General features: G+C 62.5%; 10 protein-coding genes. 5 read left to right on the top strand and 5 right to left on the bottom strand.

What is annotated here, in order from left to right; genetic code table 11:
* Positions 1-30: 30 nt before the first annotated feature.
* From RDU83_07110 to RDU83_07090, 5 genes are all read right to left on the bottom strand, one after another.
* The gene (locus RDU83_07110; GenBank protein MDQ7840782.1) at positions 31-1,011 is read right to left on the bottom strand and encodes an amidohydrolase family protein; all 981 of its coding nucleotides are present in this window, start codon (positions 1,009-1,011) and stop codon (positions 31-33) included.
* A 17-nt stretch (positions 1,012-1,028) separates the two neighbouring features.
* Positions 1,029-1,856, bottom strand: a complete 828-nt coding sequence (locus tag RDU83_07105; GenBank protein ID MDQ7840781.1) for a carbohydrate ABC transporter permease — start codon at positions 1,854-1,856, stop codon at positions 1,029-1,031.
* Positions 1,856-2,782: a sugar ABC transporter permease gene (locus RDU83_07100; protein MDQ7840780.1), complete on the bottom strand. Its 927-nt coding sequence runs from the start codon at positions 2,780-2,782 to the stop codon at positions 1,856-1,858. The genes RDU83_07105 and RDU83_07100 overlap by 1 nt, the downstream gene beginning before the upstream one ends.
* Before the next feature lie 21 nt (positions 2,783-2,803).
* Positions 2,804-4,084, bottom strand: a complete 1,281-nt coding sequence (locus tag RDU83_07095; protein ID MDQ7840779.1) for an extracellular solute-binding protein — start codon at positions 4,082-4,084, stop codon at positions 2,804-2,806.
* Between the two features lie 149 nt (positions 4,085-4,233).
* On the bottom strand, positions 4,234-5,430 hold the full coding sequence (locus tag RDU83_07090) for a hypothetical protein (protein MDQ7840778.1): 1,197 nt from the start codon (positions 5,428-5,430) through the stop codon (positions 4,234-4,236).
* Positions 5,431-6,097: 667 nt separating this feature from the next.
* Between RDU83_07090 and argF the strand changes: the two genes are divergently transcribed.
* The 5 genes from argF (at position 6,098) to RDU83_07065 (ending at position 12,286) form a co-directional block, all read left to right on the top strand.
* Entirely contained in the window at positions 6,098-7,099 is a 1,002-nt protein-coding gene (argF, locus tag RDU83_07085) for an ornithine carbamoyltransferase (GenBank protein ID MDQ7840777.1), read from the top strand.
* Between the two features lie 31 nt (positions 7,100-7,130).
* Entirely contained in the window at positions 7,131-8,054 is a 924-nt protein-coding gene (gene arcC, locus RDU83_07080; GenBank protein MDQ7840776.1) for a carbamate kinase, read from the top strand.
* Between the two features lie 45 nt (positions 8,055-8,099).
* A complete protein-coding gene (locus RDU83_07075; protein ID MDQ7840775.1) occupies positions 8,100-9,440 on the top strand; it encodes a cyclic 2,3-diphosphoglycerate synthase in 1,341 nt (446 codons plus the stop codon).
* A gap of 50 nt (positions 9,441-9,490) precedes the next feature.
* Positions 9,491-10,675, top strand: coding sequence for a serine/threonine protein kinase (locus RDU83_07070; protein ID MDQ7840774.1), 1,185 nt, complete (start codon positions 9,491-9,493; stop codon positions 10,673-10,675).
* Positions 10,676-10,804: 129 nt separating this feature from the next.
* On the top strand, positions 10,805-12,286 hold the full coding sequence (locus RDU83_07065) for a sodium:solute symporter (protein MDQ7840773.1): 1,482 nt from the start codon (positions 10,805-10,807) through the stop codon (positions 12,284-12,286).
* Positions 12,287-12,305 lie beyond the last annotated feature (19 nt).

Here is a 12,305-nt window from a genome sequence, read left to right as displayed (position 1 = left end):
TATGGTGGTGTCGGCTTCACTACCGCAGGGTTAGCCGGCCACCCCCGCGCTTCCTTCCTGGCTCAGTAGCCTGGCGGCGTTCCCGAAGAAGATCAGGCGCAGGCCATCATCCGAGACCCCGAGCTCGCAGCACGCCCTGAACTGCTCGTCGAGGTACCGGCGCGCGAACCCCCTCGGGAACCATGAGGAGTCAGAGCCGAAGATGATCCGTTCCGCGCCCGCGGTATCCAGGAACCTCCTGAGCAGTGATTTGAGATCCAGGTCGTAGGGCATCCAGCGCATCCACTCGTTGCTGCCGGAAGTGTCCACGCAGACGTTCCCGCAGACCCACATAAGGTGGAGGAGCTCGCGCGGGTAGCCACATCCCAGGTGCGGGACCACGAAGGGGATGGATGGGAACCCCCGCGCCACGTCCTGCAGCACGAGCGGGCTGATATTGGGCCCGGTCACGATGCCCTGGTACCGGAGCGGGCCGAAGTGCACCAGCACCGGGATCCCCAAGCGCTCCGCGGCTTCCCACAGGGGCGCGAGCCGATCGTCGTCGAGCCGCTGCCTGTGCAGGGGGGCGATGATCTTATATCCGCGCAGCCCAAGGTGGACGACCGCCCGCTCCAGCTCGGCGGCCGCGCCCGTGGCAAAGGGATCGTGGTGCGCGAATCCGAGGAAACGGTCGGGGCGGCTGCCCACAACCGCGGCCAGCCGGTCGTTCCCTCCGCCGGTCACGAAGACAACCCGCGCCAGGCCGTGGCGTTCCACCTCCTGTGCCCACCGCGCCGCCGTCTCCGCGTCACCACCTTTGGGCTCGGATTCCGGCTCCGGGAACCCCCAGGCCGCGCGCCAGGCCGCCAGGTCGGCCTCCAGCCACTTCTGGACCATGGCCCACCTGGTCTCGCCGTGACGCCGAACGTACTCGGCCCGCACGGGATCTGCGTGGGCGGAGGGCGGCCTGGCTGGGAAATGGGCGTGGAAGTCGAGCACCGGTATCGGGAGTCCGGTCGCGGGCCCAGGCATGGGCTTTCCTCCTCCGCTCAATTTCGGAGCCCAGTAAGGACGATCCCCTCGATGATCTGCCGCTGCAGCACCAGGAAGACCAGCAGGACCGGAATGATCGCCAGGGCCGATCCTGCCATTATCAGGTTCCACGACGAGCCCGCCTCGCCGGAGAAGAGCGCGAGCCCGACCGGCAGGGTGCGCATGTTCGGAGTCTGAATCACGATCATCGGCCACAGGAACGCGTTCCAGTTGCCCAGGAAGGTGAAGATGCACAGCGCCGCCATCGCCGGCCTGACTTGAGGAAGGGCGATCCGCCAGAACAGCCCGAACTCGCCCACGCCGTCTATGCGCCCGGCGTCCAGCAGCTCATCGGGCACGCCCGACATGAACTGCCGGATCAGGAAGATGCCGAAGGCGGTAATCAGTCCCGGGAACATGATTCCCCAGTAGGTGTTGATCCACCCGTTGGCGCTGGACATGATGTACCACGGGATCACCAGCATCTCGGTGGGGATCATCAGGGTGGCCAAGATGAGCACGAAGATGAGGTCCCTACCTGGGAACTTGAGCTTGGCCAGCACATAGCCGACCAGCGCATCGAAGAAGGCCACGCTTACCGTGGTTATGAGTGCGATGATCAGGCTGTTGGCAAACCACCGCGGGAACTGCGTGCGCGTGAGCACCTCCGCGTAGTTCTCGAGCGTGGGCTGCGTAGGCAGGAAGCGCACATCGAAGATCTCCGCCAGCGGTTTCAGGGAGCTGGCGACCATCCAGAAGAAGGGAAAGGCCACAACGAGACTCCCAGCGGCCAGGATCAGGTAACTGAGCACAACCCGCGGATCTCCCCCCGCGCGCCCGGTCATCAGTACTCCACCGGCTTGGAGAGGATCTTCATCTGCAGCAAGGTGATCGTGAGAATGACAACGAACAGGATGGCGGTCGCGGCCGCGGCCTCGCCCATCTTGAACCGTTGGAACCCGAGCTGGTAGACGTAGAGCACCAGCGTGAGGGTGCTGGCCAGCGGGCCGCCCTGGTCCTGGAAAGTCATGTTGAGCACCTGCGTGAATAGCTGCAGGTAGACAATCGTGCTGTACACCATGGAGAAAACCAAGGTCGGGTTGAGCAGTGGCAACGTTATGCGCCAGAACAGCCGCCAGCCGGTGGCGCCGTCTACCTCAGCGGCTTCGTAGTAGACGCGTGGTATCGCTTCCAAGCCGGCCAAGAAGATGACGACCTGGAACCCGAGGTACTGCCAGACAACCATCGCCGCGACGGCGAAAAGGGCCTGGCCGGGGTCGCGCAGGAACCCCTGGGCGGGCAGCCCCATCCCCTGCAGGATCTTGTTGAGCGGGCCGAGATGCACCGAGTACATCCACTGCCACACCCAACTTGCCGCCACGATGGGCGTGATGAACGGCATGAAGTACAGGGCCCGGAAAAGCCCACGAAACCTGACGATTCGCTGCAGCAGGAGCGCCAGCCCGAGGCCCAGGACCATCTGTGCCGGGATCCCCACCAGCACGTAACGCACCGTGTTGATGGCGGCACGCGCGAATCGTGGATCGGCGGCCAGGGTCTGGAAGTTGGCCAGGCCGACGTACGGACGGACCGGCGAGATGATGTTCCACTCGTGGACGCTGATGTACAGCGAGGAGATGGCCGGCAGGATCCGGATTCCCGCGAAGAACAGCAGCGGGACCGCCAGGAACAGGTAGGCCCACAGTGCCCGCTGCTGTCCTATGCGCAACCCGCGCCGCAGTGGACGCGCCGCGGTGACCTGAGTAGCCATCCCGCCTGCGCGACGACCGGGTTACGGCCGCTTGCGCTTGGCCCAGAACTCGTCGAGGATCTTCTGTTCCTTGGCCGCTGCCTCCTCGAGCGCCTGCCTGGGGGGCTTGTTGTTCAGAACCACCTCGTTGACCGCGTCTACCAGCACCTGCCGTTGTGCCGCCTCGTCCACGAAGAACGTGGCGCGCGCGTAGGGCAGCGCCGAGACGAACGGACCCATCACCGGATCCGCGCCCAGGCGCGGATCCTCCACAAGCCGCTTGTAGGCCGGGAGCTCACCCACCGCGTCCAGCCACAGCCGCTGCGTCTGCTCTGAGACCAGGAACTTCAGGAACTGAATCGCCGCCTCGCGGCGCGGCCCCTGCGCGCGCGTGGTAAGACCGTGGACCCAGTAGGAGCCAAAGTTGGACGGCGCCCCGCCTACCGTGCGCCCGGGCAGCGGTGCGACGCCCCAGGAGGCCCGTGTCCCGCGCCGGATCGCGCCGATCGCGAAGGAGCCGTCAACGATCATCCCTGCCCGGCCGGCCATGAAGGCGTTGCGATACCCACCGGCGCCCGGGAAGAAGTCAATGGCGCCTACCTTGGACTTGGTGATCATCTCGGTGTACCAGCGCAGGGCCTCGGCCCCGGCAGGCGTTGCGTAGGTCACGCGCCGGTTGTCGGCGCTGTACGGCGCGGCGCCCCACTGCCGGAACAGTACCTCGCGCAGCAGGTGGTGGTCCTGTCCGGAGGGCGCCACGCCGAAGCCCATCGTGGTGATCCGGCCGCGGTCGTCACGCGCGGTCATCCGCTCAGCGGCCGCCTGGAACTCCTCCCAGGTAACCGGCGGCCGCACTACCGCGGCCGAGCGGAACAGGTCGGCGTTGTAGAACATGGCCAGACTGCGCACCGCCGTCGGGATCGCCCAGTACTTTCCGTCGAGCTTCGACGCCTTGATCATTGGGACGTAGTCGCGCTCGATCTGCACAGGCGGGAATGCATCGGGCGGCAGCGACTGCAGGTAGCCGCTGTCCACGTAGAGCGGCACCCAGCCGTAGAACAGGTTGATCACGTCCGGGCCCTGTCCGGCCGGAACGGCGCTGGCCACCTTCTGGTTGTAGGCGTCGTAGGGGAAGTGCTCGTGGGCGACTTTGACGCCGGGGTACTGGGTCTCGAACTGGGCTATGAGCTGGTCCACAAGCTTGACCTTGCTCTCGAAGAAGTACTGCCAGTAGGTGATCGTCACCCGCGGCTGGCCGATCCCCGCGGCCGGTAGTGCCAGGACCAGGGCGCCGACGATGATCGCAGTCCAGATCCTATTCAAGGTTGGAACCTCCTCAAAGGAACTGGTCGCGGCGGCACCGGCTCCCCGCCGGCAACCGCGCCGCCGTCCCCTGGGTGGTACTCTTCAGGCCGGCGGAACCCGTTTCCTCTGCGCGGTTTTGTTGCGATGGCCGGCCGTACGGCCGGCCTCTACCGCGCAACCGCGAAGTGTACCCTGTCCGCGACGCGGTCCTGGTGGTCCCCGTTTGAGATCGCGGGTGCCAGCGCCGCCCGGACGGTTGCCCAGGTGTCACGCGCCCGCTGCAGGGCCTGGCGAATCCACTCCCGATCGCCTTCGTTTAGGGGCACGTTGGCGCCGATCTTCGCCCAGACGAGAGTTTGGTAGAACCGCAGCGCCGAGGCCGCCACCCACACCTCGCTGCGCACGCTGCCGTCGCCGTTGGGGATGAAGATGTCGCAGATGTTGTCGGTACCGATGCGCACCGGCACGCCGGCGACCATCATGTCCAGCAGCCGGGCGATGGAGTTGTGCAGGGGCGCCGCCATGGGCCGCATCTGGAACATGGACAGCGCCGCCGTCGGGCACGAGATGATACCCACGCGGTAGGCCAGCAGGTCCTCAACCAGGCGCTGGAAGCGGCCTTCCTCGTAGCACGATGGCGAGATGGCGTGCACCGCCCACACCGTCGGGCCGTCTTCTCCGTCCACTGCCGGCGATCCGAGCCACCTGACCGCTTGCACGAGCTGCTCGGTCTCCGCTTCCCTGGGGTCGTTGTCCTGGTCCACCTGGAAGTGCACTGGTTTGCGCAGCGCCTTCCCGAGTTCCAGGACCATACGGACATGCCCGTCGAAGCCAACACGACTGTCTCCGCGGTCCCTGGAAGGCAGACCGCCCAGCACGTCGGCGATCTCTGCCGCCTGCCTGTATACATCCCACCGGTCGGGATTGATCTTCGGGTTCTTGAAGCCGAAGATCGGCGAAACCGCGATCTTGAGGACCAGACGGTCCCGGAACTCCTCGCGCAGCCGCACCGCCTGCTCGATCGCGACCAGGCCGATGTCAGGAGTGGCGTCCACGAACGAGATCACCTCCCGCACGTGCATCGCCACCATCCGCTCCAGTTCGGCCCGCATGCGCTCGTAGAGGCTGTCGGAAGTGTAGGCTAGGCCTTTGTGGAGCTCGCCCACCAGGATCTGCTTCACGGGAAGCGACAGGCCTGCCGCGCCCATCGGGTCTATGTTGGCGTGCTGCAGAAACTCAGGGGCGAAGGTGTTGGCCCGATCCAGGTGCGTGTGGGCATTCAGCCAGCCGCCAAGAGAGCGGGCGGCCGCTTCGAGCGTTCGGTCCCAGTTGCCGTGCTCCACCGTGGCCATACGGGTATCCATGGTCAATGCCACTCTCCTATGTGATGTTCTGGTATTGGAACAGTCGTTGGGAGGTGTCTTGTGGACGCCGCCGCGCGGCGGCAGCAAAACGCCCGCCGTCGCGGCGGGCGGAACATGCGGTCATTGGTCATCGCTTCCTCCTTGTCCGTCTCGCAGGACGGCTCCTTAAAGGAGTTGGTTCGAAGGGCAAGATAGCACGCCGTGGTGCGGTCGTCAACCTCCTGTAGCGGCCAACACCTCCGCAACGGTCCCGTGCGCTGCCGGGCAGGCAGGAACCCAGGTGCGTGCTGTCGAATGCGACGCACCAAATCAGATCGCAACCTGATGCGCGGGTTCTGGCCACTGGCGAGGATTGTGCCGAGACCGACGATGACACCGATAGAGAGTTCCTTGGATTTCCTGGATTTTCTTGATCGGGCGGTACTCCACCGGCAGGTTGTTCTCCCCCATCCCGCTTATCCTGAGTCGCGCACCTCGTTAGTAGGTCCCCACCGATTCACAAGAAGCACCCTCCATGCGCACTACGGCTCCACCTCTTATCCCAGGCCCTTGCAGCACAGCTTGGCCTGCGGCCCCCCCCAGAAACCCTAAGCCCTTTACGCAGTACAATCTAAGCGTCATACTGCCTGACTAAGGAAGTAAGTCGTCTATTGGGAGGGGTCAAGACATGGCCTTCAATCTCAGGAACAGGAGTTTCCTTAAGGAACTCGATTTCACACCTCAGGAGATCAGGTTCTTGCTGGATCTCTCGCTGGATCTGAAGAAGGCCCGCTACGCGGGAACAGAGCAGCAGCGCCTCAAGGGTAAGAACATAGTTCTGATCTTCGAGAAGGCCTCCACGCGAACCCGTTGTGCCTTTGAGACCGCGGCATATGACCAGGGCGCCAGCGTGACCTATCTCGAGCCCACGGGCTCTCAGATGGGCTCCAAGGAGTCCATTCGGGATACGGCTCGGGTTCTTGGGAGAATGTATGACGGGATCGAGTACAGGGGGTTTGGCCAGCAGATAGTGGAGGACCTGGCCAAGCACGCGGGCGTGCCTGTTTGGAACGGTCTGACCAACGAGTTCCATCCCACCCAGATCCTGGCCGACCTGCTCACCATGATGGAACACAGCGACAAGCCCCTGAGCCAGATCAAGTTCGCGTACCTCGGGGATGCGCGGTTCAACATGGGCAATTCCTACCTCGTGGGAGCCGCCAAGATGGGCATGGACTTCCGATCCGTCGCGCCCCGGAGTCTCCAGCAGAATCCTCAACTGGTGGAACAGGCAAGGGAGATCGCCAAAGAGACGGGGGGCAGGATCACCCTTACCCAGGATGTGGATGAGGGCGTGCGGGGATGCGATTTCATCGCGACGGACGTCTGGGTCTCCATGGGAGAGCCGGCGGAAGTCTGGAAGGAGCGGATCAACCTCCTCAAACCCTACCAGGTCAACCGGGCGGTCATGGACAAGAGCGGCAACCCGAACGTGAAGTTCCTTCACTGCCTGCCGTCATTTCACAACCGGGAGACCAAGATCGGCGAGGAGATCTACCAGAAGTTCGCCCTGGAGGCCATGGAAGTGACCGACGAGGTCTTTGAGTCCGGCGCGTCGGTCGTGTTCGATGAGGCCGAGAACCGGGTGCATACCATCAAGGCCGTGATGGTCGCCACCCTAGGGAGTTAGCTCTTACCATACCGAGGACGTGAGGAAGCTCATGAGCAGGAAGCCGGTCGTGTTGATTGCCTTTGGTGGTAATGCACTGATTCAGAAGGGGCAGAAGGGCACAGCAGAGGAGCAACTGGAGAACCTCAGGCTACCCATAAGGGAGATTGTCAAGCTCTCCAGAGACTACAGGGTCGTAATCAGCCACGGCAACGGACCGCAGTCCGGCAATCTCCTGCTGCAACAGGAGAGCTGCAGGGAAGTTCCGGCGATGCCGCTTGACGTCGTAGGGGCTATGACGCAGGGTCAGATCGGCTACCTGATCGAGTCATCTCTAGAGGCGGCATTGGCGGAGGCGGGTGAAGATCGCTTCTTCATTACTGTTCTGACCTTCACTGAGGTGGACCAGAACGATCCGCTGTTCAAGAACCCTACCAAGCCGGTCGGTCCCTTTTACTCGGAGGAAGAGGCAGCCGGGCGGCCCTACATGATGGTCAAGACCGACAAAGGGTACCGGCGCGTGGTCGCTTCGCCCAAGCCGTTGGCCATCACTCAGCACCGCGAGATCAAGCAGCTCGTGGACAACGACTACATTGTTGTCTGCTGCGGCGGCGGCGGAATCCCGGTCGTCAGAGAGGGAGGTAGCCTACGCGGCGTAGAGGCGGTGATCGACAAGGATCTTGCGAGCTCCACGCTTGCCCAGAAGATCAAGGCGGACCTGTTCATCATTGCCACGGATGTCCAGGGCGCGGCCATCCACTGGGGAAAGCCCGAGCAGCGGCTGCTGGGCAAGGTTTCTCTTGAAGAGATGAAAGGATACGTTCAGGAAGGCCATTTCCCCGCTGGCTCGATGGGGCCCAAGGTCGAGGCACTCCTGGGCTTCGTGGAGAGCACCGGAGGTAGGGCCGTCATCTGCCACCTGGATGATATCGACAAGGCGGTAGCCGGGCAGGCAGGGACCGAGATCGCAGTGTAGGCCGCACTTCAGAGATATGTGAGACAGTCGAAACGGAGGGAAGAGATGGCAAGGAAGAACGTAATAATCATCGGCGCAGCGGGAAGGGACTTCCACAACTTCAACACGTACTACAGGGGAAACAAGGACTACAACGTAGTCGCCTTCACTGCCACCCAGATTCCGGACATTGAGGGCAGGAAGTACCCCGGGGAGCTGGCAGGCGCGCTCTACCCTAACGGCATTCCCATCTATTCGGAATCAGATCTTCCCTCGTTGATCAAGGACCTGAAGGTGGACGACTGCGTCTTTTCCTACAGTGATGTGTCCTTCCAGCACGTCTTGACCGTCGGGGCCATCGTGCAGGCGGCCGGTGCCAACTTCGTGCTGCTGGGTCCCAAGGACACCCAGATCAAGAGTACGAAGCCGGTAGTTTCAGTGGGCGCCGTGCGCACTGGGGCGGGCAAGAGCCAGACGTCGCGCAGGATCATCGAACTGCTGATGGCCAAGGGCCTCAAGGTCGTGGCCGTTCGCCATCCCATGCCGTACGGCAATCTTGTTGCCCAGAAGGTGCAGCGGTTTGCTGATCTCTCCGACCTCGAGAAGCACAACTGCACGGTGGAGGAGATGGAAGAGTACGAACCCCATGTGGTTCGCGGCAACGTTGTTTACGCCGGGGTGGACTACGAGGCCATCCTGCGGGCCGCCGAGAAGGATCCCAGGGGCTGCGATGTGATTCTCTGGGACGGCGGCAACAACGACTTCTCGTTCTACAAGTCCGACCTGAACGTGACCGTCGTTGATCCCCTCCGGCCGGGACACGAGATGAGCTTCTGGCCTGGCGCGGTCACGCTGAGGCTCGCCGACGTGGTCGTGATCAACAAGGTGGACAGCGCCGGTCCCGAGGGCCTGGCAACGGTTCGGAGAAACATTGCCGCCGTGAACCCCAATGCTGTTGTCATCGACGCCGCCTCACCGATCGATGTGGATGATCCCTCGGTGATCAAGGGCAAAAGGGTGCTGGTGGTTGAAGACGGCCCGACCCTGACGCACGGGCACATGAAGATCGGAGCAGGCGTGGTTGCCGCCCAGAAGTTCGGCGCAGCCGAGCTTGTGGACCCGCGTCCATACATCACGGGTAGGCTCATCGAGACCTTCAAGACCTATCCGGACATCGGGACTCTCCTTCCCGCAATGGGGTATGGACAGGAGATGCTCAAGGACCTGGAGACCACCATCAACAGGACGGACTGCGACTCGGTGGTCATAGGAACGCCGATCGACTTGAGCCGCATCATCAAGATCAAGAAGCCCGCGACGCGCGTCTACTACGACCTACAGGAGATCGGCCGCCCCAACCTTACGGGCGTCGTGGATGATTTCGTGAAGAAGCATGGACTGGTCTAGAAGGCCGGCAGATGTCGCGCTGAAGCCACAACAACAGGAGGAGAGAAGCAATGCCAAAGATCGTGAATTCCTGGAACGAGTGGGACCCGCTGAAGAGGGTGATCGTTGGAAGGCCTGAGGGCACGAACGTTCCCGCTCCGGAGCCGGCCTGGTGGTACGACCTCCCGCATGGTGGGTATCCGCTGGGATCGTGGGGACCGTTCCCGCAGGAGATGGTGGACGCGGCCAACGGGCAGATGGACTACTTTGTGGCACAGATTGAGAAGCGGGGCGCCATCGTCGAGCGGGTGGACATTCAGCCGTTCATGCTGAACAAGCCGCTTCCGTCGCCGTTGGGTTGGGTGCAGATGAACGCGCACGGCGTCAACAACGTCCGCGACGTCACCGTGATTCACGGCAACTACATCATTGAAGCCACGACCGTCCGCCGTTCCCGCATCTATGAGCGCTACAACCTCCGGCCGATCTTTGAGCGGTACTTCAAGGAGGATCCCGAGGTTGTTCACTTCGCGGCACCCATGCCGATGCTCACCGACGAGTCCTATGTCCGGAACTACTACTACGACTTCGAGAACGTCTGGACGGACGAGCAGAAGCGGCAGAGGTTGCACAACTGGGAGTTCCAGCTGAGCGAGAAGGAGGCCCTTTGGGATGCCGCCGATGCCATGCGGTTCGGCAAAGACGTCTTCCACCAGGGCTCGTGCGTGACGAATAAGGGCGGCATGGACTGGCTGAAGCGCATGTTTGCTTCGCTCGGCCTGCGGTTGCATCATGTGCTGTTCGACACCCCTAAGGAGGCCGACAAGCCGAACAACTACCATCCGTGGCACATTGACGTGAACCTCGTGCCGCTGCGGCCGGGCCTGTGCATGTACAATCCCGATTGGGCCCCGCGCACACCCGAGTTGTGGGAACTGTTCAAGAAGAACGATTGGGAGCTGATCCCCGCGGCTAGGCCGACCTACGTGCACAAGAACAAGGTCTACCTGACAGGGCTGTATGAAGGCAAGTCGTGGATTTCGATGAACACCTTCTCGATCGACCCTAAGACGGTCTGTGTCGAGGCGCACGAGACCGCGTACTGCGACCAGCTAAACAAGCTGGGGTTTGAGGTGGTCCCGATTCCCTACGAGAAGGTGATCCCGTTTGGCGGCGCCCTGCACTGCACGACGCTGGATGTCTACCGAGAGGGTGGGTGCGAGGACTACTTCCCGAAGCAGGTGAAGGGCTACTAGAGGAATCCTGCCGGCAGGGTGGGTCCCGGCGCCCGGGCTCCACCCTGCCGGGTCAAGGCTCAGGGGGTGCTGGACTTCTGCGCTATGCCCGGTGTGACACCACATTAAGCGGCGTATGGAGGTGGAACTGTGACCAATTACGAGTACGGCATCGTCTTCTACCTGGTCGTGTTCTTCCTGCTGGGCCTTGCAATGTACTACCTCGTCAAGGGCAGCGGCAAGCAGTACATCGTAGCGGGCAAGAGCCTTCCCTTCTTCCTGGTCGGGACGACCATGCTTGCACAGTCCCTGGACGCAAACGCTACCATGGGGAACGCGGCCGCGACGTACTCGGGTGGATGGTGGGCGGGCTTCCAGTTCCCGCTCGGGCTCGCCATATGCCTGTTTGTGACGGGGACCTGGTACGCAAAACCCCTGAACAAGCTAAACCTCATAACCTTGCCGGACTTTTACTTCAGGAGGTTCAATCGTCTGGTTGAGGTTCTTGTGGGGCTCCTGATGTCCTTTAGCTTCATCATACTCGTCGCGGGAAACCTGGCCGGGTCCGCGTGGATCATAAGCATGGTCTTCGGGTGGAATTACATCGCGTCCCTCTTCGTCATATCTGCCATCTTGTTCTTTTACACTATCTCTGGCGGCCTCTGGTCAGTGGTTTCCACTGACATTGCTCAGATCTACCCCGCCATTTTCGGATTCGTCGCCGCCTTCGTGTACATCATAGGTACCTACGGCTGGGACTTTTTCGCATCGGCGATCCCGCCCGGGCACTTCGATCTCAGCGGGCTGACGGTGATCAAGAGCGGCGCGCTCGTGAACTGGGCCGGCATTCTCGCCCTAGGCCTGGGAGACGTCGTTGCGCTCGACTTCATGGAGAGGGTCTTCGCTGCAAAGAACCCTAAGACGGCGCAGAGAGCCTGCTACTATGCCGGGGTGCTCACGCTGTTCGTCGGCATAATCGCCTCTTTCCTGGGGCTGATGGCGATAAAGATGGTCCCAAATGCTTCCGACACCAGGATGGTCCTGCCGACGCTGGCAATGGGTCTCCCCTTTATCTACGGGCTGCTCATCCTGGGGGGGATCATCGGCGCCGGGCTGTCCACTGCAGACGGGGGACTGCTAGGCGTGTCTTCGGTCCTGGGCAGAAACATTGTGCAGAGGAACATCCTAAAGGTCTGGAAGAGGAAGTACACCCCGGAGGATAGGAAGGCACTTGACGCCAGGCTCCTCTGGGTCACCCGGCTGGCGGCCATACCCATCATGGCCGCCGCGATGTATCTGGCCGTCGTGAGGCCGGAGCCGGGGATCCTGCTCGTTCTGGCATTCGACGTCGTCTTCGCCGGCTGCTTCGTGCCGCTGACGCTCGGGCTATTCTGGAAGAAGGCCAACGCGAGCGGGGCCCTGGCGGCGGTTGTCGTTGGCTCCGTGCTCAGGTTGATACTCTACTACACTATACCAGAGCATCTGGCCGGTTTGGACACGTTAATACCGCCGGTGGTCTCTCTTCTCGTCATGGTACCCGTCAGCCTAATGACCCAGAAGACTGATCCGCCCAAGCATCAGGCTGTGCATGAAGTGCCGAGCGACGAGGAGGTGCTTTCCACCGCACGCTAACTGGGTGCGGCGCGCCATT

The organism is bacterium, from assembly GCA_031082185.1.
In the GTDB taxonomy this organism is placed as follows: domain Bacteria; phylum Sysuimicrobiota; class Sysuimicrobiia; order Sysuimicrobiales; family Humicultoraceae; genus VGFA01.
Note: the sequence above shows the minus strand (reverse complement) of the source record. Positions and strands in the feature narration are given on the sequence as shown.